Source organism: Pseudomonas sp. ES1, from assembly GCF_050586605.1.
GTDB classification, from domain to species: Bacteria; Pseudomonadota; Gammaproteobacteria; order Pseudomonadales; family Pseudomonadaceae; genus Aquipseudomonas; species Aquipseudomonas sichuanensis.
In genome coordinates this window covers 1-23,062 of record NZ_JBOBDM010000028.1, presented here as the reverse complement: position 1 = coordinate 23,062, position 23,062 = coordinate 1, and the positions used below count along the sequence as shown (strand labels likewise).

The following is a 23,062-nucleotide window of genomic DNA, read 5'->3' as shown; positions in this document are numbered from 1 at the left end:
AAACTTTGACGCCTGGGTGGCGCCTGGCGCTGGCTTTGCAAGAAGCTTTCCAACTTTGGGGAAAGGAGGGTGAAGTGTTCGCCTTGAGAGCTTTTGCGCCTGTGAAATCGAGCGCCGCCCGCGCGGCGCATCGCTGGCAAGCCAGCTCCCACATCTGTTTCGGGCCAGTCACTCCTGTGTTTTCATCGCTGTCCGCCTTGTTGGTACGACGCGGTATTGAGGTGGGCACCACTGGCGCCTCACCCGACTTGAGACATGCGCCAAGGCGTGCAGCGGTACCTTCACAGGATTAATTGGCCCGAAACAGATGTGGGAGCTGGCTTGCCAGCGATGCGCCGCGCGGGCGGCGCTCGATCTGTGCCCCACCCCAAAAACCAAGGCGAACACCCGGCAGCCCTGACGCAGTTCCCGGCCGCCCTCCCCCCTTTCTTTTCAAGATTTTTACCCCCGCCCATTAGGCCCCGCACCCCCGGATAGATTAAAGTATCCCCCCGCCCGGCAACCGCGCCCCAGCGCACCCCAGGCCCACTCCCAGGAACCGTCGACGATGGAACACCGTGAGGCGCTGAACGCGCTGCGCACCTTTCTCTCTTCCCAGATCCTCGGCCAGGAAAAACTGGTCGAGCGCCTGCTGATCGTGCTGCTGGCCGACGGCCACATGCTGGTGGAAGGGGCTCCGGGCCTGGCCAAGACCAAGGCCATCAAAGAGCTCGCCGAGGGCATCGAAGCCGAGTTCCATCGCATCCAGTTCACCCCCGACCTGCTCCCCGCCGACATCACCGGCACCGAAATCTACCGCCCGGAAACCGGCAGCTTCGTGTTCCAGCAGGGGCCGATCTTCCACAACCTGGTGCTGGCCGACGAAATCAACCGCGCCCCGGCCAAGGTCCAGTCGGCGCTGCTCGAAGCCATGGCCGAGCGCCAGGTCAGCGTCGGGCGCAGCACCTACGAGCTGTCGCCGCTGTTCCTGGTGATGGCCACGCAGAACCCGATCGAGCAGGAAGGTACCTACCCGCTGCCCGAAGCCCAACTCGACCGCTTCCTTATGCACGTGAAGATCGGCTTCCCCGACGCCGCGGTCGAGCGGCGCATCCTGCTGCAGGCCCGCGGCGAAGCACTGGGCGGCGAGGTGAAACCCGAGCGACGGGTCAGCCAGCAGGCCATCTTCGCCGCACGCAAGGAAATCCTCGGCCTGTACATGGCCGACGCCGTGGAGGAATACCTGGTGCAACTGGTGATGGCCACGCGCACCCCGGCCAAGTTCGACAGCGAGCTGGCCGACTGGATCGCCTATGGCGCCAGCCCGCGCGGCTCGATCGCCCTGGACCGCTGCGCACGCGCCCACGCCTGGCTGGCCGGGCGCGACTTCGTCAGCCCCGAGGACATCCAGGCGGTGCTGTTCGACGTGCTGCGCCACCGCATCATCCTGTCGTTCGAGGCCGAGGCCGCGGGGGTCGACCAGGACCGCGTGGTGCAGCGCATCCTCGACGTCGTCGCCGTCGCCTGAACCCATGCCCACCCGCACGCTGGCCGACTCCGGCATCCGCATCGGCCTCGCCGACCTGATCGACATGCGCCACCGCGTGCGCGAGATCCAGCTGTTCTCGCGGCCCGGACAACGCAGCCCGCTGGTGGGCCTGCACCACTCCAAGCTGCGCGGGCGCGGGGTGGACTTCGACCAGGTGCGGGTCTACCAGGCCGGCGACGATGTGCGCAACATCGACTGGCGCGTCACCGCGCGCACCCAGGAGCCGCACACCAAGCTGTTCCATGAGGAGCGCGAGCGGCCGATCTTCATCATGGTCGAACAGAGCCAGCGCCTGTTCTTCGGCTCGGGGCTGATGTTCAAGTCGGTGCTGGCGGCCCAGGCCGCGGCCCTGTTCGGCTGGGCCGCACTGGGCCACAACGACCGTATCGGCGGGCTGGTGTTCGGCGACAACGAGCACCTGGAGATCAAGCCCCGGCGCAGCAAACAAAGCCTGCTGCAGTTGCTCAACCGCCTGGCGAAGGTCAACCAGGCCCTGCATACCGAAGCCCTGCCCCAGGCCGACAGCCTGGGCCTGGCCCTGCGCCGGGCGCGCGAGGTACTGCGCCCGGGCAGCCTGGCCATCGTCATCTGCGACGAACGCGCCCTCAGCGCCAGCGTCGAGCAACACCTGGCAATGCTCTCGCGCCATTGCGACGTGCTGCTGTTGCCGGTCAGCGACCCGCTCGACCACGCCCTGCCCGCCGCCGGCCTGTTGCGCTTCGCCCAGCGCGGTGCGCAGCTCGAACTCGACACCCTCGACGCCAGCCTGCGCCAGGCTTACCGCCAGCAGGCCGAAGCACGCATCGAACGCTGGGAGTTGCTGGCGCAAAAACTGCGGGTAGTGCTGATGCCACTGAGCACCCAGAGCGAAATGATCGAGCAGCTGCGCGAATACCTGAATGCCCAGCGCTCCGGGAGCCGCCAATGAACCCGTTGGATCAGCTGCAGCCTCTGATCGCCCCGGCGCCGATCGGCCTGTGGCCACCGGCGCCGGGCTGGTGGCTGCTGCTGGCCCTGCTGCCGTTGCTGGCCTGGGGTGCCTGGCGCCTGCGCCGCTGGCGCCCGGGCAAGCGCAAGGTGGTGCGTGCCGAACTGCCGCTGGACCCGGTGCGCGTCGAAGCGCTGGCGGAACTGGCGCGCCTGCCGCGCCCCTACGACGGTGTGCCGGCCGGCGCCTGGCTGCAGCAGATCAACGCCCTGCTCAAACGCCTGTGCCGCAACCACTACCCCGGTGCCAACAGCCATACCCTCAACGGCCGGCAATGGCTGGCTTTCCTCGACAACCGCTGCCCGGCCGCCGGCCTGACACGCTGGATGGTGCTGGTCGAAGGCGCCTACAAGCCCGAGTGCAAGCTCGACGATAAAGCCATCGCCGGGCTCGCCCAGGCGGTCGAAACCTGGATCCGCAAGCATGTTTGAACTGGCCTGGCCGTGGCTCCTGGCGCTGTTCCCGCTGCCCTGGCTGGCGCGCCTGGTGCTGCCCGCCGCCGACAGTGGCGAGCCTGTGCTCAAGGTCGGCTTCCTCGACGAGCTCGAAGGCCTGGCCGGGCGCCGCGCACGGCTGAACCTGCCGACCTGGCGTCAACAGGCGCCGTTCATCCTGATCTGGTTGCTGTTGCTGCTGGCCGCCGCCCGCCCGCAATGGCTGGGCGACCCGGTGCCGGTGTCGGCCAGCGGCCGCGACCTGCTGGTGGCGGTGGATGTGTCCGGTTCCATGGACTTCCCCGACATGCAATGGCAAGGCGAGGAAATCAGCCGGTTGGACCTGGTCAAGGCCCTGATGGGCGACTTCCTCCAGGACCGCCAGGGCGACCGGGTCGGGCTGATCCTGTTCGGCAGCCAGGCCTACCTGCAGGCCCCGCTGACCTTCGACCGGCGTACCGTGCGCACCTTCCTCGACGAAGCGCAGATCGGCATCGCCGGCAAGAACACCGCCGTCGGCGACGCCATCGGCCTGGCGGTCAAGCGCCTGCGCCAGCGCCCGGCACAAAGCCGGGTGCTGGTGCTGATCACCGACGGCGCCAACAACGGTGGGCAGATCCACCCGCTGACCGCCGCCCGCCTGGCGGCCCAGGAAGGCGTGCGCATCTATACCATCGGCATCGGCGCCAACCCCGAGGCCAGCGGCACCCCCGGCCTGCTCGGGCTGAACCCGAGCCTGGACCTGGACGAAGCCTCGCTCAAGGAGATTGCCGACATCACCCACGGTAGCTACTTCCGTGCCCATGACGGCGCTGAGCTCAACGCCATCGGCGACACCCTCGACCAGCTGGAACCGGTGGCCCAGCAACCCACCCAGGCCCGCACCGCCAGCGAGCTGTACGCCTGGCCGCTGGCCCTGGCCCTGCTGCTCAGCGTGCTGCTGGTGGTGGCCGTGCAGTGGCCGGACAACCTGTTGCAACGCCTGCTGCGCAAACCGCGCTTTCTGCAGCCGCACCCCGAATGGCGCCAGCGCCTCAAACGCCTGCGCCTGAGGAGGCGGCGATGATCGAACTCTGGCCGCAATGGCTACGCCCACTCTGGCTGCTGGTAGTGCCCCTGCTCGGCTGGCTGCTGTTCAAGCTCTGGCACCGGCGCAAGCGTGCCGGGCGCTGGCAGCTGATCCTGCCCCAGCAGTTCCACGCCGTGCTGCTCGGTGGCGGCAGCGGCAGCACCAGCAAACTGCCCTGGGTCGCCCTGGGCCTGGCCTGGCTGCTGGTGGTGCTGGCCCTGCTCGGGCCAAGCTGGCAGCGCCTTGAAGAAACCCGCCAGCGCCCCGCCGACCCGCTGGTGATCCTGCTCGAGCTCACCCCGCAGATGCTCGCCGAAGATACCGCGCCCAACCGCCTGGAGCAGGCCCGGCGCAAGATCCTCGACCTGCTCGAACACCGGCGTGACAGCCAGACCGCGCTGGTGGTCTACGCCGGCTCCGCGCACACCCTGGTACCGCTGTCCGACGACCTCGGCACCACGCGCAATCTGCTCGAATCGATCGACCCGTCGATCATGCCGCAGCCCGGCCAGCGCGCCGACCTGGCTGTGCAAAAAGGCCTCTCGCTGCTGGCCCAGAGCGGCCTTGGCCAGGGCCGCCTGCTGCTGATCGGCTCGGCCCTGAGCGAACAGGAGCGCGACGGCATCACCAAGGCCCTGGGCCGCCAGGGCCCAAGCCTGTTGATGCTGGGCATCGGCAGCACTGAAGGCGCGCCCGTGCGCCAGGCCAACGGCGAGTACCTCAAGGACGACCAGGGCGGCATCCTCATGCCGCGCCTGGACAGCGCCGCGCTCAAGAGCTTCATCAATGGCACCGGCGGGCGCTATCGCCACGCCCGGATCGACGACCTCGACCTGCGCGGCCTGGGCCTTTTCGACAACCCGCGCCTGCTGCGCAACGACGGCCAGACCGTGCAACTGGACAGCTGGGCCGACCAGGGTTACTGGCTGTTGCTGCCCCTGCTGCTGCTGGCCGCCTGCGCCGGTCGACGCGGCTGGCTGTTCTGCCTGCCGCTGCTGCTGGCGCTGCCGCAACCGAGCCAGGCCTTCGAGTTCAACGACCTGTGGCGCCGGCCAGACCAACAGGGCCAGCAATTGCTCGAGCGTCAGCAACCGGCGGCGGCCGCACGCCACTTCCAGGACCCGCAATGGCGCGGCATGGCCCTGTACCAGGCCGGCGACTTCGCTGGCGCCGCCGCCGCCTTTGCCCAAGGCAGCGACGCCGCCGCCCACTACAATCGAGGCAATGCCCTGGCCCGCGCCGGCGAGCTGGAAGCGGCGCTGGACGCCTACGAACAAGCGCTGGAGCGCCAGCCCGACCTGAAGCCGGCGCTGGATAACCAGGCCCTGGTCCAACAGCTGCTGCAACAGCGCGAGGCCAAGGCCGAGGAACCGCCGGCCAATGCCGATGCCCAGGACACACCCGGCACCGACAACCAAGGCAACAGCAGTTCATCCAGCGCCCAGGGAACCCCTGGCGCCGATGAGCAGGCCCAGCCAGAGCAGTCCGCCGAAAATGCCAACGGCAACACCAGCCAGACAGCGCCCGGCACTGCCGGGGGCAACGATGACAGTGTCACCCAGCCGCCACAGCGGCCGGTCTCCACCAGCCTCGACGCCGAACAGCGCCAGGCCCTGGAACAATGGCTGCGCGAGATCCCCGACAACCCGGCGGAGCTGTTGCGGCGCAAATTCTGGTATGAACAGCAATTGCATCAGGAAACCTCACGATGAGTCGCCTCGGCGTCTTTCTCCTTGCCCTGCTGTGGGCCCTGGCGGCCCAGGCCGAACTCACCCTGCAGGCCAGCGTCGACCGCACGCGCCTGGAAGCCGGCGAAACCCTGGAGCTCACCCTCGAGAGCCAGGACGTCACCCAGTTCGGCAAACCCGACCTGCATGCACTCGACGCCGACTTCGAGGTGCGTGGCACGCGCCAGCTCAACAGCCTGCACAGCCTTGACGGCGAAACCCGTGCCAGCACCCGCTGGATCATCACCCTGCTGCCACGGCGCAGCGGCAGCCTGCGCATCCCCGAACTGCAACTGGGGCAGTCCCACAGCCAGGCCATCGACCTGCAAGTGCAGCAGGCCGACAGCCAACGCCCGGACGTCGCCTCCCAGGTGTTCGTCGAGACCACCCTGGACAGCAACGAGGTGTACGTGCAGGCCCAGGCCGTGCTCACCTTGCGCATCTACCATTCGGTGGCGCTGTACGACGACAGCAGCCTCAGCCCGCTGCAACTGGACAACGCCAAGGTCGACCCACTGGGTGAGTCGCGCACCTATGAAAAAGACATCAACGGCGTGCGCCACGGGGTGATCGAAACCCGCTACGCGCTCTACCCGCAGCAAAGTGGCGAGCTCGAAATCCCACCGCTGCAGTTCACCGCCACCGCCGCCGACAACGGCACGCAAGCGGCCGGCAGCCCCCGGGTCGGCCGCCAGGTGCAGGTCAGCTCGCTGCCGTTGCGCCTGATCGTCAAGCCGATCCCCGCCAACTACCCGAAAGACCGCCCCTGGCTGCCGGCACGCAACCTGACCCTGGAAGAGCACTGGTACCCCGACCCGGCCAGCCAGCCCACCCAGATCGGCGACTCGCTGACGCGCAATGTCACCCTGCGCGCCGACGGGCTGTCGAGCACCCAGCTGCCGCCACTGCCGGCCACCGAGGCAGTCGGCCTGCGCCGCTACCCGGACCAGCCGCTGCTGCGCAACGAGATCAGCGAGCGCGGCATGGTCGCCAACCGCGAAGAGCGCGAGGCGCTGGTGCCCACCCACAGTGGCGAATTGGCCCTGCCGGCGCTGGAGGTGACCTGGTGGAACACCCTCGAAGACCACCTGCAGCAGACCAGCCTGCCGGCGCGTACCCTCAGCGTGCAGGACAACCCGGCGCTGAGTGCCGACACCCCGGTCGGCGACAGCAACACCAGTCACCTGTTGTGGCCCTGGCAGCTGGCCACGCTGATCCTGGCCCTGACCACCCTGCTCGGTTTCACCCTGTGGTGGCGCGCCCGCTCGCAGCCGGCGGTACTGCGCGCCGCGCAGACCGGCCCGAGCCCGCGCACGCTGCTCGACGACCTCAAGCGCGCCTGCCAGGCCAACGACCCACAGGCCACGCGCCAGGCGCTCGACGCCTGGGCGCGGCAGCAGCCGGAGACCCTGGCCGAGATGGCGGCGCGCTTCGTGCCGTTGTCCGATGCGCTGGATGGTTTGAATGGGGCGTTGTACAGCGAGAGTGGCCAGTATTGGCACGGGGATGAACTGTGGCGGGCGATCGGCGACATTCCCCGGGCCGAGCAGGTGCTGGCGCCGGCGGGTGAGGCGGGGAGCTTACCGCCGTTGTATCCGAAATAGCCGCAGGTCTATCGCGTGAGGGCGGCGAGGTGCCAGGCGACAGTCTTGCAGCCCTCTTGAGATCGAGCGCCGCCCGCGCGGCGCATCGCTGGCAAGCCAGCTCCCACATTTGTTTCGGGCCAGTCACTCCTGTGACTACATCGCTGTACGCCTTGTTGGCCCGACTCGATCTCGAAGTGGGCGCTGAAGGCCCTGCGCCTGACTTGAGACATGCGCCAAGGCGGGCAGCGGTACCCTCACAGGCATAATTGGCCCGAAACAGATGTGGGAGCTGGCTTGCCAGCGATGCGCCGCGCGGGCGGCGCTCGATCTTGTAGGCGCTACAACTCTTTCGGCGAACACATCACGGCCAAAACTCCGATCCAACCTCAGCACCACACACCTGGCTCCAAGCCCCCTCCCCGATGAGTTACCATACCGCCCTCACCCAAATGCCCCCTGCCGCTCATCCAACGGATCTTCCATGCGTCTGTTTCACACCTACGACTGGCACCTTGGCCAGAGCCTGCATGGCCAGGAACGCGACTTATTACATGCCTGCTTCCTCGACTGGCTACTCGGCCAAGAGATCCCCCGACGCAGGTCCTCGTGCTACCCCAAGCTCAAACCACAGACTACTGCAAGGCATCAAAGCCTTACCTGAATTATCACTTTCTCAAGGTACAACCCTCACAAATGACACCAAGAGAAAAAGCATTCCCAGCCCTATAAATAAACAATAGCTACTCACTTTCATGCAGCATTTCAAATACTCAGGGAAATCTTGCCAGTCGTTAGCGTCCAACCATCCGCGGCGGAACCCATGTGATGGCCAAACCGCAGCAAGGCTCATAGCACTAACGATCAACATTCGAGACCGCAACCTCGTCGTTCCCCAAAGAACAAGCTCATCCTGCAGGCCACTGCTGCGCCCAAAGGCACGACACATGACGTGAAAGTGGCGTGAACCCGCAATATAGGCATTAACGACGAGCCCGACAACCAACAAAAGAAATGGAGTTATCAGCAACAGCAGCTTTACAACAACAGAGCCCCCACTGACATCAATCATATTCAGCATTATAAATAACCCCCATCGAGCTGCTAGCGTTCGGCGCTTTCTGCGCACAAGGAAAGCCCGCATGACCAGCAACCGCTTCAAGGTCATTGCCGCAGGTGATCACTATGGTCTATCGCATCGTGATCTACCGCAAAGGCCAAGTCCTCGACGGTGGCCGCATCACCACAACCTCCATTAATAGCCGAGATGATTGACCCCGCAACTATTATGTCCGTTTCAGCTCAACAAATAGTTCAATGACGGCTGCCCAAGCCAAAGCAACATAGACACAGACAATAGCGGCTCTTATACGCCTCTTGAGGTAGCCAGGAAAGTTTTGATAGTCCTCAGAATCCAGATCACCCCGCCTAATCGATAACCCTGGCCAGATTAGCACTCCCGCAATAGCACCCACCGTCATCAATCGGAGCTTTAATGTAACCCCCCCTCCTCGCCTCAACTCATCATGCAAACATTTACTTCTCTGAAGCGCTTCACACATCAAATCAAAGTGCCTCGAGGAAGCGATATGCGCACTGATTACTATGCCTGTGAGCGCAGTTAAAAAGGGTGTAATCAATACTGCGATTTTCACACCTGCCGGCCAATCACTCAGATCAATCATAGAATGTCTCGTAAATTGTCTCTCCAACATACTCAGCGGCTTGCCCCAAGAACGAACTGCCTGCAAAAGAACCTGCCCCAACTGTTGCTATTGCGCAGACTGCTCGCCCCCACGGGCCGAAGTAGCAAACGTACTTGATTGCCGACTGCCCGGCCAAAGCGCCAGCTGTTCCTCCGGCCAACCCTCCAGCAAAGCTACCTGTCTCAGTGAACCGAATCCGTTTGCACTCTTCGGTCTCCCCCGCCCGGCACGCCTCGTAGATCTTCAAGTACGACGAAGTCGCCCCCACCCCCACCGCCACATGCCCGCCGTACTTCAGGTACTTGGTCATCTTCGCCACTTCATCCAGGTGCGTCGCATACCCAGGGATCGCCCCCGGCGCGCCGGCCTTCGACCAGTGATGCACCAGGCTCTTGGTCGAGATCCCCAGCCCCCGACGCAGGTCCTCGTGCTGCCCCAGGTTCAGGTACTTGCCAAGCAACGCGCTGCGCAGCTGTGCATTCAGCTGGCCATACAGCGCCTTGCGCTCGGCGAAGAACTGCGGGCTGATCAGGTGCCGGTGCGCGATGAACTCGAGCTGGCGCAAGCTCTCGATGCTTTTGAGCGTGCCCGCCACCTACCTTGCCCGCGCATGTCCTTCCCCCCATCGGCGCCCTTGCTAAAACAGCCACCTATTATGCGAACTTAATTTCTTCTGCAGCAGCCGGCGGTTACAAACCCATGATTATCATGCCGCATCAAAATCAACGAAAAAAACCACCAAGGCCATCCAGCCCAGACCAACAAATATACAATACATACCAAACTTCATTCGCCTCTTAAGATAAACCGGGAAGCGGTGACTATCTTCAACGTCCAACCAACCCTGACGAATGCCCAATGCAGGCCAAATCATACCCGCCGTCATTGCGCTCACGGTCATCATTCGAAACTTCAAAGTCAGCGCGCCTCCATTTTTTAATTCTTCATGAAGACCGGCACTGCGCTGAAGCGCTTCACACATAACTTCAAAGTGTCGCGTCCCCGCGATATGCGAATGAATCGCTAGCCCAGCAAAGCCCACCACGAAGGGTCCGAGGGACACGGCCAACTTCAGTACCGCAGGCAATCCGCTCAGATCAATCATAAACAACCCCGTACATTATTTCGCCTGTTTTCTCCCCACCAACCTCTCCGAGCTTTCCTCCCCCGAAAGAGCCAGCCCCAACGAGAGCAATGCCACAAGTAGCTCGCCCCCATGGACCAAAATTGCAAACAGCCTTGATAGCTACTTTCCCTACCAAACCACCTAGAGAACCACCCCCAATGCCTCCAGTAAAACTACCTGTCTCAGTGAACCGAATCCGTTTGCACTCTTCGGTCTCCCCCGCCCGGCACGCCTCGTAGATCTTCATGTACGACGAAGTCGCCCCCACCCCCACCGCCACATGCCCGCCGTACTTCAGGTACTTGGTCATCTTCGCCACTTCATCCAGGTGCGTCGCATACCCAGGAATCGCCCCCGGCGCGCCGGCCTTCGACCAGTGATGCACCAGGCTCTTGGTCGAGATCCCCAGCCCCCGGCGCAGGTCCTCGTGCTGCCCCAGGTTCAGGTACTTGCCGAGAAACGCGCTGCGCAGCTGTGCGTTCAGCTGGCCATACAGCGCCTTGCGCTCGGCGAAGAACTGCGGGCTGTTCAGGTGCCGGTGCGCAACGAACTCGCGCTGGTGCAAACGCTCGATGCCTTTGAGCGTGTCTTCCACCTGCCCCAGCCCCCGCGACAGCATGTCCTTGCCCACCCCCATCGACTGGCTCGCGCCGTTGAGCACACCGGCGGTCTCGGCCATGTGTCGCATCATGAAGTCGGCTTCTTCGGTGCTGAGCTGCGCCAGCGACGCCCGGGCACTGCGGGCCGCTGCCATCAATTCGGCTTCTTCGCGAGTGCAGGCGTAGCTGTGCTCGGGGGCGCCAAGCACGAATAGCTCGCCCGCCTTGAAGCCCTGGTCGAAGGTGGGGTTGAGGCGACGCACCAGCGACAGCGGCAGGTTGCCCGGCAGCGCGGCCAGCTGTTGCAGCACCTGCTCGCCGGTCATGCTGCGCGGCACGATATAGAAACCGGGTTGCAGCCCTGAAGGGGTCGCCATGGCGGCTTGTGGGGTGAGTGTGGCCCGTTCAGCAGCCACCGGTGAAGTGACAGGCGCCTTGGCCGGGGCGGCCTGGGACGATGCGATCAGGCGGTTGCTGCCCAGCGGGCATCCACAGCGCACGCGGGCGCCATCAACGACGGTGGGTACGCCATCCTGGAGGAAGCGCTGTTCACCGTCGATGAGGGTGCCCACCTGTCCGCACTTCGGGCAGGCGGTGGTCTGGTCGCCTTCGAGCAGCCAGGCGCGGCCATTCACGTTACCCGCTGCGCGGTCTCCGATGCAGGTGGCGCCGGTGGTGGTGCGGTCGCCCACCAGGCCCTGCCCCTTGCCGAAAATCACGATGCGATAGGTCATGGGCGGTCACCTGCGGCGATGCCCTTGAAAGGGTTGCGGGTCATGCGGCCTTTCCTTTGTACGCAGAAAACGCCGAACGCTAGCAGCTTGAGGACGCCTCCGACGGCGCCGGAAGCAGATCAAGAAACGTCCTACAGCAACAGCAGACACTCACTCGAACATGCCTTGTCCTTAACAAAAAAACTCCGCAAGAACGTATTGATATCTGTCAGAAGCTTTGGCCCACCTTTCGCCCCATTCGCAATCGAGGCGGCACAGCGAAAGCGAGCTTACCCCGCAATGGGTTACCATACCGCCCTCACCCCAACGCCCCCTGCCGCTCATCCAACGGATCTTCCATGCGTCTGTTTCACACCTCCGACTGGCACCTTGGCCAGAGCCTGCATGGCCAGGAACGCGACTTCGAACATGCCTGCTTCCTCGACTGGCTGCTCGGCCAACTGCACCTGCGCCAGCCCGATGCGCTGCTGATCGCCGGCGACATCTTCGACACCGTCAACCCGCCGGTCAAAGCCCAGGAGCGCCTGTACGACTTCATCGTCCAGGCCCATGAGCAGCAGCCCAAGCTGGATATCGTGATGATCGCCGGCAACCACGACTCCGGCTCGCGCATCGAGCTGCCAGCGCCGCTGATGCGCCGCCTGCGCACCCATGCCCTGGGCCGGGTGCACTGGCTGGACGAAGGCCAGCTGGACGCCGAGCGCCTGCTGATCCCGCTGACCAACGCCCGCGGCAAGGTGGCAGCCTGGTGCCTGGCCCTGCCTTTCCTGCGCCCGGCCGAAGTCACAGGCCCGGCACTGGGGGACGATTACCTGCAAGGCATCACCCAGGTGCACGAGCAACTGATCGCGGCAGCCCAGAAAAAGCGCAAGAAGGACCAGGCGCTGGTCGCCATCAGCCATGCGCACATGGCCGGCGGCAGCATCTCGGAAGACTCCGAACGCAGCCTGATCATCGGCAATGCCGAAGCCCTGCCGGCGCGGCTGTTCGACAAGGCCATCGGCTACGTTGCCCTTGGCCATCTGCACAAGCCGCAGAAGGTCAACCGCGAGAACCGCATCCGCTACAGCGGCGCGCCGATCCCGCTGTCGTTCGCCGAGATCAACTACCCGCACCAGGTGCTGGAAGTGGAGCTCGACGGCAGCGAACTGGTCAGCGTCGAACCACGCCTGGTCCCGCGGGCGGTGGCCTTGCAGCGGGTCGGCCCGGCCCCGCTGGGCGAACTGCTGGTGCAGCTCGGCGAACTGCCTGTGATCGACCTGCTCGAAGACCCCAACCGCCAGCCCTGGCTCGAAGTTCGGGTAGTGCTGGACGAACCGCAGCCCGACCTGCGCCAGCAGATCGAGGTTGCCCTGCAGGGCAAGGCGGTGCGCCTGGTGCGCATCAGCGCCGAATACGCAGGCGCGGGCCGCCAGGAAGACGACGAACTCGCCTTCGTTGAATTGGCGCAGATGACCCCGCAGGACCTGTTCGGCCGTGCCTGGCAGCATGCCTACGGCAACCCCGCCGACGAGCAGGCCCTGGCCGATTTTGCCGAGCTGCTGCAGGACGTCCTGCACGAAGAGGAGCAGCCATGAAGATTCTTGCCATCCGCCTGAAGAACCTCGCCTCGCTGGCCGGGCCGATCGACATCGATTTCACCGCAGAGCCCCTGGCCAGCGCTGGCCTGTTCGCCATCACCGGGCCCACCGGCGCCGGCAAGAGCACCCTGCTCGATGCACTGTGCCTGGCCTTGTTCGGCACTGTGCCGCGGCTGAACGACATTGCCCGGGAAGCCAAGGTGCCCGACGCCGACGGCGACATCCCCACCTCGGACCCGCGCAACCTGCTGCGCCGCGGCACCGGCAGCGGCTTTGCCGAGGTCGACTTCGTCGGCATCGACGGCAGCCGCTACCGCGCCCGCTGGGAGGCCAACCGCGCCCGCGAGAAAGCCAATGGCAAACTGCAGAACAGCCGCCAGAGCCTGTACGACCTGGATAGCGAACAGCTGCTCGGCAGCGGCAAGAACGAATACAAGCAGCTGATCGAAGCGCGCCTGGGGCTGAACTTCGAACAGTTCACCCGCGCGGTAATGCTGGCCCAGAGCGAGTTCGGCGCCTTCCTCAAGGCCGACGACAAAGAGCGCAGCGAGCTGCTGGAAAAGCTCACCAACACGGCGATCTACACCCGCCTCGGCCAGCGCGCCTTCAGCAAGGCGCGGGAAACCGGCGAACGCCACAACGACCTGAAGAAGCAGGCCGAGCACCTGCTGCCGATGGCAAGCGACGCCCGCGCCCTGCTCGACCAGCAACTGGAGCAGGCCCAGCAGCAGTTCAAGGCCGACCAGGCCCGCCAGCGCCAGCTGGAACAGCAGCGCGTCTGGTTCGACGAACAACGCCAGCTGCAAGCCCAGCACGGCGAAGCCCAGGCAGCGTTGCAAGCCGCCGAGCACAGCTGGCAACAACTGGCCGAACCACGCCTCGACCTGCAGCGCCTGGAACGCCTTGCGCCGCAGCGTCATCAGTTCCATCGCCAGCAGGATCTGGCCGGGCAATTGGCACCGCTGGCCGTGGCGATTGCCGAACAGCAGCGCCAACAAGGCGAGCTGCATAGCCGCACCAGCGAACTTGAGCAGGCACTGGAAGCGGCGCGTCAGGCCCTGGCCCAGCATCAGGCCCAGCACAGCGATAACGCCCCGCGCCTGCGTCAGGCATTCGCCGCCCAAGGCGACCTGGCCCGCCTCGACAAAGAGCTGGGCGAACAACGCGCAGCCTGCCAGCAGGCTGCGCAGGAAGTCAGCGACGCTGAGCAACACCTGCAGCAGTTGCAGGAAAACCAGCTGCGCAGCCAGCAGCAACTGGCGCAGATCGATGCGGCATTGGCCGACAGTGAACACCTGGGTAGCCTGGCCAACGCCTGGCAGGCCTATCTGCCGCAATTGAAGCAGGTGATGCTGATCGGCGGCCGGCTGGCCAAGGGCCGCGAGGAGTTGCCAGGCCTGCAGGCCCAGGTGAGCCAGGCCAATGCCCAGCTGCAAGCCCAGCGCGACAACTTCGAGATGCTGTTCCGCGAAGCCGGGGCCGAACCCCATGCCCTGGCCGAGCAGATCGACCTGCTCGGCGGCATGCTCCAGGACAACCGCAAGCAGCAGCGCGCCGTCGAGGAGCTTGCCCGCCTGCATGGCCGTGAGCTGGAACTGCGCCAGGCGATCGACGCCCTGCGTGACCGCCAGCAGCAGGCCATGCAGCAGCGCCAGCAACTGATCGGCGCAGGCACCGCGGCCAAGAGCGAGCTGGAAAGCGCCGAGCAGGCCCTGACACTGACCCGCCAGTTGCTTGATCGCCAGCGCCTGGCGCGCAACACCAGCGTCGAAGAACTGCGCGCCCAGCTACGCGATGGCGAGCCGTGCCCGGTATGCGGCAGCGCCGAGCACCCGTTCCACCAGCCAGAAGCCTTGTTGCACAGCCTGGGCCGCCACGACCAGGCCGAGGAGGAGGCAGCGCAGAAACAAGTCGAACATCTCAACGCCAGGCTGGTGGAACTGCGTACCGAGTTGGGCGTGGTCAACGCCCAGCTCAAGGATTATCAGCAGCAACAACTCACGCTGGGCGAACAGCTACAACCGTTGCTCGAACAGGTTCAGGCCCATGCCCTGTGGCCGGCGCTCGCGCCCCAGGACGACAAGGCTCGTAGCGCCTGGCTCGACGGCCAGTTGCGCCGCCTGGGCGACGAGATCGAGCGCGACGAGAAACGCCAGGGCGCCCTGCTCGCCTTGCAAAAGGACGCCGCTCGCCTCACCCAGCAGTTGCAGGCTGCCAGCGAGGCCCAGCAGCAGGCCCAGCGCCACCTCGACCAGCAACACCAAGCCCTGGCTGCCGACCAGCAGCAACTGGAACAGGGCCTGAACGACCTGGCCAGCGTGCTGCCCCAGGACATTCTCCAGGCCCTGCGGGACGACCCGGCCCAGGCCTTCCTCGGCCTTGACCAGCAGATTGCCCTGCGCCGCCAGCAACTCGACCAGCGCAAGGACGAGCAGGAAGAACAACAGGCCCGCCAGCAGCAGCTGGACAAGCTGCGCGACCAGCAACAGGCCCGGCAGCACAATCAGCAGCAACTGCTGGAGAAAATCGCCGCACTGGACGCACAGCGCCAGCAGGCCCAGGCCACCCTTGGCGAGCTGCTCGGCGAGCAGGCCAGCGCCGAGGCCTGGCAGCAGCATATGGAAGCGCAGCTGGAACAGGCTCGCACCGCCGACGCCGACACTGCCCAGCGCTTGCAGGCATTGCGTACCCAGGGCGTGCAACTGGCCGCTGAACTCAACGCCAACAGCCAGCGCCAGCAGGCCCTGGAGCACGAGCACCAACAGCTGCAGGGCGCAATCGGCCAATGGCGCAGCAGCCACCCTGAACTGGACGACGCTGGCCTCGACCGCCTGCTGGCCATCGACGACGCCCAGCTCGGTGAGCTGCGCCAACAGCTGCAGGCGGCGGAAAAGGCCATCGAGCAAGGCCGGGTGCTGTTGCAGGAGCGCGAGCAGCGCCTGCAGCAACATGCTGCCCAAGGCCATGGCGAACTGCCGGTCGAAGCACTGGAGCAGAGCCTCGCCGAGCTGCAACAGCAGTTGGTCGCTCAGGAGCAGCAATGCGCCGAACTGCGCGCCCAGCAGGCCGACGATCAACGCCGCCAGCTGGCACACCAGGCCCTGGCCGAACAGATCGACCAGGCCTATCAGCAGTGGCAACGCTGGGCACGCCTGAGCGCCTTGATCGGCTCCGCCTCGGGCGATGTGTTCCGCAAGATCGCCCAGGGCTACAACCTCGACCTGCTGCTGCACCACGCCAACAGCCAACTGCGTCAGCTGGCCCGGCGCTATCGCCTCAAGCGCGGCGGCAGTGCCCTGGGCCTGCTGGTGTTGGATACCGAGATGGGCGACGAACTGCGTTCGGTGCATTCGCTGTCGGGCGGCGAAACCTTCCTGGTCTCGCTGGCACTGGCCCTGGGCCTGGCCTCGATGGCTTCCAGCACCTTGCGCATCGAATCGCTGTTCATCGACGAGGGCTTCGGCAGCCTCGACCCCGAGTCGCTGCAACTGGCAATGGATGCCCTCGACGGCCTGCAGGCCCAGGGCCGCAAGGTGGCGGTGATCTCCCACGTACAGGAAATGCACGAGCGCATCCCGGTGCAGATCCAGGTGCGCCGGCAAGGCAACGGCCTGAGCGATGTCGAGGTGAGCGGGTGATCCTTTACTCGTTCCGCCGCTGCCCTTGGGCCATGCGTGCGCGCCTGGCCCTGCGCTATGCGCAGTGCCCGGTGGCGATTGTCGAGGTGGCGATGAAGAACAAGCCGGCCGAGCTGCTGGCACTGTCGCCCAAAGGCACGGTGCCAGTGCTTGATACCGGGGATGGGGTGCTGGAAGAGAGCCTGGATATCATGCGCTGGGCCCTTGCCCGGCATGACCCCGAGGACTGGCGCCTGCTGGCCGACCCAGCGGCGGCACAACGGGCCGATGCGCTGATCGTGCGTAACGACAGCACGTTCAAGGCCCAGGTGAACCTGTACAAATATGCCGAGCGCTACCCCGAGCATTCCCGGGAGCATTACCGGCAACAGGCCGAAGCGTGGCTGGTAGAGCTGGAAAGCCTGCTCGAAGGCAGACCCTACCTGCTGGCCGACCACCCGAGCCTGGCCGATGCCGCTTTGCTGCCCTTGATGCGCCAGTTTGCCGGGGTCGAACCTGAGTGGTTCGCCGAGGCGGCTTATCCGCGGGTGCGGAGCTGGTTGCAGGGCTGGCTGGAATCGGACCTGTTCAAGGCCATCATGGCCAGGTAAGGCACCTCACAGCGCGAGGATCGGCGCCGACATCAATAACAGCACTACCGCCGTGATACGCCACATCATGCTCTGCCCCTTGGAGAGTCAAAAATCTAGCGTCAAATTTAATCACATGGCGTTGTGCTATTACCAATGGCTTTACACACTCAATTGGAGTGCTTGCTCAGGGCGGCGTGGAAGTGGGCGCTCTGTTGCAGGTATTTGTCGGTGTAGCTGTGGGTAGTGGACGGCTTGCTGCTGTGTTCGGCCTGCGCGTGTGCTGGCAGCACGACCGAGGCGGAGATGGCGGAAGCGGCGATGAGCGAGAAGAGATTGAAGTTCATGTGGGCGGACCTCGACTTCGGTGGTTTGACGTTGGCCCGTCGGGGCCTTGGGTCAAAACTTACTCCGATGGGGGCGCTTGCTGAAATTCATTGCGGCAGTAGCGAATATCACGGCAATCGATAATTGCCTCGCCCTGCACTCTGCCTGTGGGAGCGGCGGTTCGCCGCTGCGATTTACCCGCAAAGATGGACCTCGGTGCCTGGCACGGGCTATGCCCGTGTTCGCGGGTAAACCCGCTCCCACAGGAATCGCGCAGCTGTTTGAATGGCGAGTAAGGCAGTTGCCCCCACAAGCAAGACGCATCACTCGAGGAACTTGAGGTCCGACGGCGCCGGCTGGTCGAACTTCTGTACGGTCTGGCCCAGGGTGCCCTTGCGCGGATCGCGGTGCATGACCACGATCTGGTTGCTCTTCTGGTTGGCCACCAACAGGAAGTCGCCACTGGGGTCGAGGGTGAACTCCCGGGGATGATCGCCCTCCACCGAGCGGCGCTGCAGCAGGGTCAGCTGGCCGTCGTCCTTGCCCACCGCATACACCACGATCTCATTGGCAGTGCCACGGTTGCTGACGTAGAGGAAACGGCCATCCGCCGATAGGTGCAGCCCGCCGGCGGCTTTGGCGGCGGGGTCTTTGAGGTCGGTCAGCGGCAAGCGCTGGCGCTCGGTGAGCGCGCCATCCTGGGCATCGAAAACCACCACTTCGGCACTCATTTCCAGGGTCAGGTAGGCGTGCTTGCCCTTGGCGTCGAACAGCAGATGCCGCGGCCCGCTGCCCGGCGGCAGCTCGACCGCTGGCGGGATCGCCGGGCTCAGCGGGTGTTCGGGGCTGGCGCCGTCGTAGCGGTAGATGAACACCTTGTCCGCGCCCAGGTCGCAGGCGTACAGGTGGCGACCATCGGGCGACAGCACCAGCGAATGCACATGGGCACCGGCCTGGCGTTCGGGGTTGACCTTGCTCGGCGCATGCCGCGCCTGCTGCACCGCCGGCTTGAGCTTGCCGTCCTTGGCCACCGGGATCACCACCAGGCTGCCGCCGGGGTCGGGGGCGACGGCGTAGTTGGCAACAAACAAATAGCGCTGGTCGTGGCTGAGGCTGGCGTGGGTCGGCTCGTCGCCCTGGCTGGGTACCTGGTTCAGCGGCTTGATCTCGCCCTTGCTGCTCAGCGAAAAGCTGCTGGCATGGCCTTGCGCAGTCTCGTTGACCGCGAACAGCAAGCGCTGATCGGCGGACAGCACCAGCCATGACGGGCTGACCGCCTTGACCACCTGCTGGGGCTTGGCATCGATGTGGCCGTTGCGCTCGTCAAAACCGTAACGGTAGATACCCAGGCTGGGGCCATCGGTGTAGCTGCCCACCAGCAAGGTGGCGGCGTGGGCATTGATTGCAAGGGTCATGAGGCTAGCGGTCAGCAGGCTCGTCCACGTCCGATTCATCGTCTTCTTCATCCGGGGCTCTGAAAGCACTCATACAGACTAGACGATGCTCGCCTTCGGCAGATGCCAGCCGCCAGTCATCGCCCGCGCCAGTGGCGGCGGCGACTTGCTCGGGGGTGAAGGTCCAGCGGCGCAGCTGGCGGCCGTCCATGCACTCGATCACAAGGCCGGTTTCGTCGAAGGTGAAGTCGAAGGCGTGCAGGCCGTCGATCAGCAGCATGTCGCAGGCTGCGAGGGTGGTGGCGAGGGTCATGGGGACATCCGGGAAATTGGGCGGCCATTATAGCCATGGGGCTGCGCTGCAGCCCAATCGCCGGCAAGCCGGCTCCCACAGAGATCGCGCCATCTTCAAGGCCAGCGCAATTCCTGTGTGAGCCGGCTTGCCGGCGATTGGGCCGCAGAGCGGCCCCTTGCTGAGGATCAGTGGGCGAAGATCGACCCGCCCTCCTTGCCCGCCAGCTTCTCCGGCTTGATCAGGAACCGCGCCAGCGCCGGCAGCAGCCACAGTGCGCCAAACATGTTCCACAGCAACATGAAGGTCAGCATCAGGCCCATGTCGGCCTGGAACTTGATGGCCGAGAAGATCCAGGTGCACACACCGATGGCCAGGCACAGGCCGGTGAACAGCACCGCCTTGCCGGTGGAGCGCAGCGTCTGGTAGTAGGCCTCCTGCAATGGCAGGCCTGCACGCAGGAAGCTTTCCAGGCGGCTATAGATGTAGATGCCGTAGTCCACGCCGATCCCTACGCCCAGCGCAACCACCGGCAGCGTGGCGACCTTCACGCCAATGCCCATGAACGCCATCAGCGCGTTGCCCAGCACCGAGGTGAGCACCAGCGGCAGCACGATGCACAGGGTGGCGGCAAAGGAGCGGAAGGTGATCATGCACATCACCGCCACGCACAGGTAGACCAGGATCAGGATGGTCAGCTCGGCCGACTTGATCACTTCGTTGGTCGCTGCCTCGATCCCGGCGTTACCCGCCGCCAGGAGGAACTGCAGGCCTTCCTTGTTGTGGCTGTCGGCAAAGGCCTTGGCCGCGGCGGTGACCCGCTCCAGGGTTTCGGCCTTGTGGTCGTTGAGGAACACCAGCACCGGTGCCAGCGAGCAGTCGCCGTTGTACAGGCCGTCGGCACGGGCGATGGAGTTGTTGAGGATGCCCGGGTTGCGCGACAGCGTCTCCCACTTCAGGCTGCCCTCGTTCATACCCTTGATGACCTGTTTGGACACGGTCACCAGGGAGATGGTCGACTGCACCCCCGGGGTGTTGTCCATGGTCCACATCAACTCGTCGATGGGCGACATGGTCGAGTGGATCGAGCAGCTCTCGGCCGGGGTCTTGACCATGATCACCAGCACGTCGGAACTGGTCGAGTAGTTGCTGATGATGAAGCGGTTGTCCTGGTTGTAGCGCGAGTCGGGGCGCAGCTCCGGGGCACCCTGGTCGAGATCGCCGATCTTCAGGTTCTGGCTGTACCAGAGGCCGCCGGCGAAGGCCAGCAGTGCCAGCACGATGGACACCGGCGCCACCTTGGGGCTGGCGAAGTTGGCCAGCAGGCGCCAGAACGGGTGCTCGCGGGTAGCGTCCTTCTTGCTGCGGGCAATGGCCTTCTGGCTGATGCCGACATAGCTGATGGCCACGGGCAGCAGGATCAGGTTGGTGAAGACGATCACCGCCACGCCGATCGAGGCGCCGATGGCCAGCTCGCGAATCACCCCGATATCGATGATCAGCAAGGTGATGAAGCCCACGGCGTCGGCCAGGATGGCGATCATCCCCGGCAGGAACAACTGGCGGAAGGTACGCCGGGCTGCGGTCAGGGCATTGTCGGCGTCACTGGACTGCAAGGCGATGCCGTTGATCTTCTGCACCCCGTGGGAGATGCCGATGGCGAAGATCAAAAACGGCACGAGCATCGAATACGGATCGAGGCCGAAGCCCACCGCATGCATAAGCCCCAACTGCCAGACCACCGCCACCAGGGTGGTGATCAGCACGGCGATGGTGCTGCGGATGCACCAGGTGAACCAGTACAGCAGCGCCCAGGTGATCACCAGCGCGATGCCGAAGAACATTGCCACCATCACCAGGCCGTCGATCAGGTCACCGACCTTCTTGGCGAAGCCGACGATGTGGATCTTGACGTTGGGGTTTTGCGCCTGGAACTTGTCGCGGATCTTTTCTTCCAGCTGATGGGAGAACTGCTGGTAGTCGAGCTTGACCTGCTTGCCCGGGTCCTGGGGGTCGGGGAAGCTCTCCAGCAACGGAATGTCGACGATGCTGGACTTGAAGTTGTTGGCCACCAGGCGCCCGACCTGGCCAGACTTGAGCACGTTGTCGCGCAGGGTGTCGAGGCTGCCCTGCGAGCCGTTGTAGGTATTGGGGATCACCTCGCCGCCGGAGAAGCCCTCTTCGGTGACTTCGCTCCAGCGTACGCTGGGGCTCCATAACGACTTGAGGCCGGCACGGTCGACGCCGGGGATGTAGAACACCTCGTCATGGATCTGCCGCAGCGTTTCCATGTAGTCCTTGTCGAAGATGTCGCCGTTGACCGCCTCGACCGAGATGCGCACGGTGTTGCCGAGGTTGGCCAGGTCGTTGCGGTGCTCCATCATCTGCTCGATGAAGGGGTGCTGCAGCGGGATCATCTTTTCGAAACTGGTGGACGGGCGGATCTGCGTGGCCTGCCAGAACAGGAACAGGCTCACCAGCACGCAGATGGCGATGACCATGGGGCGGTTGTTGAAGATCAGGCGTTCCAGCAGGGTGGCCTTGTCCTTGTGCTGCATGTCGAAGCTCTCCCGGCTGGTCATGGGCGCACCTCCTGGGTGCCGTCGGCCGATGCCAGGTGCACACCGCCCTGCCCTACCAGCAGCAGGCCGCCGCCGGCGAGGCCGCTGACCCCGGCCAGGGCGACGCGGTCGGCGCGGTTGCGCACGCTGAAGCTCTGCCCGTCGTCATGGCTGCGCAGCACGCTGCCGCCGTTGCCGACCAGTACCACGCTGCCGTCCTCGAGAAGCGTAGCGCTTGCCAGGCCGAATTCGAGCGGGCCGCGCTCGGCCCGAAGCTCGATCGGCTGCCAGCTGTCACCGAAATCGGTGGAACGGAACAGGTTGCCGCGCAGGCCGTAAGCCAGCAGGGTGTTGGGCTGGGCGGTACCGATCACGCCGAACAACGAGCCCTCGTAGGGGCTTTCGACTTTCGACCAGCTCTGGCCGTTGTCGCTGGAGCGGAACATGCTGCCCTGCTCGCCAACGATGAACAGGCCGGCGCCTTTCACCAAGGTGATGGCGTTGAGGTGCAATTGATCGGGGTTGTCCAGGCGCTCGCCGACGTCTTGCCAGTGCTGGCCACCGTCGACGGTTTCGAGCACCGAGCCATAGGCGCCGACGGCAAAACCCTGTTGCGGGTCGAGCATGCGCACATCGAGCAGCGGGGCTTCGCGGGAGCGGTCTTCGAACTGCTTGCTCCAGGTCGCGCCGCCGTCGCTGCTGGCGAGGATCTGCGCGTCATGGCCAACGGCCCAGCCGCGCTTGTCATCGAGGAAGAACACGGCGGTGAGCAGTTGCCGGGTGGGTACCCGGGCCTGAGTCCAGGTCTTGCCCTGGTCGTCGGAGAACAGGATATGGCCGCGATCGCCGACCACCACCAGGCGCTTGCCTGCGTGGGTGGCACCGATCAACAGGCTCTGGCTGGCCTTGGCCGACTCGACCGAGTATTCCTCGGCGGCCACCGCCGCATCGACACTGCCCGCCCATGCCGCCAGTGCCAGCGCCAGCATCGCGCTGGCTGCCAATGGCCAGGCGCCGTGCCGGCCCCGTGCCGTGATCCGCTCTCTCATGACTGCCCCTTTTGTGTTCTTGTGCTGGGTCAATCTATTGCCAGGTGCCGAGAAACCCTGTTCCAGAGCCCTGGAATAGCTTCGGGCCATCCTATCGGGGTAATCCGACAGAAAACAACGAGCGGGACGTTATGTTTTGTTAACCACAAAAACAATTG

The 23,062-nt window shown here is 64.9% G+C and carries 17 protein-coding genes and 1 pseudogene; 10 read left to right on the top strand and 8 right to left on the bottom strand.

Annotation, left to right across the window (positions count from 1 at the left end; translation table 11 throughout):
• The first annotated feature begins 547 nt into the window (after positions 1–547).
• From ACQ4N9_RS13505 to ACQ4N9_RS13475, 7 genes and pseudogenes are all read left to right on the top strand, one after another.
• Complete coding sequence (locus tag ACQ4N9_RS13505) at positions 548–1,507, top strand: AAA family ATPase (RefSeq protein ID WP_125857941.1); 960 nt, start codon at positions 548–550, stop codon at positions 1,505–1,507.
• Between the two features lie 4 nt (positions 1,508–1,511).
• Positions 1,512–2,456: a DUF58 domain-containing protein gene (locus tag ACQ4N9_RS13500; protein WP_347149232.1), complete on the top strand. Its 945-nt coding sequence runs from the start codon at positions 1,512–1,514 to the stop codon at positions 2,454–2,456.
• Positions 2,453–2,947 (top strand): DUF4381 domain-containing protein, encoded by a 495-nt coding sequence (locus tag ACQ4N9_RS13495; protein WP_125463290.1) that lies wholly within the window; start codon positions 2,453–2,455, stop codon positions 2,945–2,947. Before ACQ4N9_RS13500 ends, ACQ4N9_RS13495 begins: the two co-directional genes overlap by 4 nt.
• Entirely contained in the window at positions 2,940–4,016 is a 1,077-nt protein-coding gene (locus ACQ4N9_RS13490) for a vWA domain-containing protein (protein WP_279847173.1), read from the top strand. Before ACQ4N9_RS13495 ends, ACQ4N9_RS13490 begins: the two co-directional genes overlap by 8 nt.
• On the top strand, positions 4,013–5,731 hold the full coding sequence (locus tag ACQ4N9_RS13485) for a vWA domain-containing protein (RefSeq protein ID WP_390967361.1): 1,719 nt from the start codon (positions 4,013–4,015) through the stop codon (positions 5,729–5,731). Before ACQ4N9_RS13490 ends, ACQ4N9_RS13485 begins: the two co-directional genes overlap by 4 nt.
• Complete coding sequence (locus ACQ4N9_RS13480; protein ID WP_390967360.1) at positions 5,728–7,350, top strand: BatD family protein; 1,623 nt, start codon at positions 5,728–5,730, stop codon at positions 7,348–7,350. The genes ACQ4N9_RS13485 and ACQ4N9_RS13480 overlap by 4 nt, the downstream gene beginning before the upstream one ends.
• 463 nt (positions 7,351–7,813) lie before the next feature.
• A pseudogene (locus tag ACQ4N9_RS13475) lies at positions 7,814–7,915 on the top strand (hypothetical protein); the annotation flags it as partial.
• 1,091 nt (positions 7,916–9,006) lie between these two features.
• Here ACQ4N9_RS13475 and ACQ4N9_RS13470 read toward each other — a convergent pair.
• The 3 genes from ACQ4N9_RS13470 to ACQ4N9_RS13460 all read right to left on the bottom strand — a co-directional run bounded on the left by ACQ4N9_RS13470 (position 9,007) and on the right by ACQ4N9_RS13460 (position 11,494).
• A complete protein-coding gene (locus ACQ4N9_RS13470; RefSeq protein WP_390967359.1) occupies positions 9,007–9,630 on the bottom strand; it encodes a hypothetical protein in 624 nt (207 codons plus the stop codon).
• Positions 9,631–9,741: 111 nt separating this feature from the next.
• The gene (locus ACQ4N9_RS13465; protein ID WP_390967358.1) at positions 9,742–10,140 is read right to left on the bottom strand and encodes a hypothetical protein; all 399 of its coding nucleotides are present in this window, start codon (positions 10,138–10,140) and stop codon (positions 9,742–9,744) included.
• On the bottom strand, positions 10,133–11,494 hold the full coding sequence (locus tag ACQ4N9_RS13460; protein ID WP_390967357.1) for a PAAR domain-containing protein: 1,362 nt from the start codon (positions 11,492–11,494) through the stop codon (positions 10,133–10,135). The genes ACQ4N9_RS13465 and ACQ4N9_RS13460 overlap by 8 nt, the downstream gene beginning before the upstream one ends.
• 338 nt (positions 11,495–11,832) lie before the next feature.
• Between ACQ4N9_RS13460 and ACQ4N9_RS13455 the strand changes: the two genes are divergently transcribed.
• The 3 genes from ACQ4N9_RS13455 to ACQ4N9_RS13445 are packed head-to-tail and all read left to right on the top strand — an operon-like array spanning position 11,833 to position 17,302.
• Positions 11,833–13,071 (top strand): exonuclease SbcCD subunit D C-terminal domain-containing protein, encoded by a 1,239-nt coding sequence (locus ACQ4N9_RS13455; protein ID WP_390967356.1) that lies wholly within the window; start codon positions 11,833–11,835, stop codon positions 13,069–13,071.
• Positions 13,068–16,712, top strand: a complete 3,645-nt coding sequence (locus ACQ4N9_RS13450; protein ID WP_390967355.1) for an AAA family ATPase — start codon at positions 13,068–13,070, stop codon at positions 16,710–16,712. The genes ACQ4N9_RS13455 and ACQ4N9_RS13450 overlap by 4 nt, the downstream gene beginning before the upstream one ends.
• Positions 16,709–17,302, top strand: a complete 594-nt coding sequence (locus ACQ4N9_RS13445; protein ID WP_390967354.1) for a glutathione S-transferase — start codon at positions 16,709–16,711, stop codon at positions 17,300–17,302. The genes ACQ4N9_RS13450 and ACQ4N9_RS13445 overlap by 4 nt, the downstream gene beginning before the upstream one ends.
• Positions 17,303–17,451: 149 nt before the next feature.
• Here the strand turns inward: ACQ4N9_RS13445 and ACQ4N9_RS13440 are convergent, their stop codons facing one another.
• The 5 genes from ACQ4N9_RS13440 to ACQ4N9_RS13420 all read right to left on the bottom strand — a co-directional run bounded on the left by ACQ4N9_RS13440 (position 17,452) and on the right by ACQ4N9_RS13420 (position 22,904).
• Entirely contained in the window at positions 17,452–17,628 is a 177-nt protein-coding gene (locus ACQ4N9_RS13440; protein WP_167409860.1) for a hypothetical protein, read from the bottom strand.
• A 303-nt stretch (positions 17,629–17,931) separates the two neighbouring features.
• Positions 17,932–19,062: a lactonase family protein gene (locus ACQ4N9_RS13435; protein ID WP_390967353.1), complete on the bottom strand. Its 1,131-nt coding sequence runs from the start codon at positions 19,060–19,062 to the stop codon at positions 17,932–17,934.
• Positions 19,028–19,315, bottom strand: a complete 288-nt coding sequence (locus tag ACQ4N9_RS13430; protein ID WP_125463282.1) for a DUF5629 family protein — start codon at positions 19,313–19,315, stop codon at positions 19,028–19,030. Before ACQ4N9_RS13430 ends, ACQ4N9_RS13435 begins: the two co-directional genes overlap by 35 nt.
• A gap of 167 nt (positions 19,316–19,482) precedes the next feature.
• Positions 19,483–21,876 carry an efflux RND transporter permease subunit gene (locus tag ACQ4N9_RS13425; RefSeq protein ID WP_390967352.1) on the bottom strand — a complete coding sequence of 798 codons (2,394 nt, stop codon included), beginning with the start codon at positions 21,874–21,876 and terminating at the stop codon, positions 19,483–19,485.
• Positions 21,873–22,904: a WD40/YVTN/BNR-like repeat-containing protein gene (locus ACQ4N9_RS13420; RefSeq protein ID WP_390967351.1), complete on the bottom strand. Its 1,032-nt coding sequence runs from the start codon at positions 22,902–22,904 to the stop codon at positions 21,873–21,875. The genes ACQ4N9_RS13425 and ACQ4N9_RS13420 overlap by 4 nt, the downstream gene beginning before the upstream one ends.
• Positions 22,905–23,062: the final 158 nt, after the last annotated feature.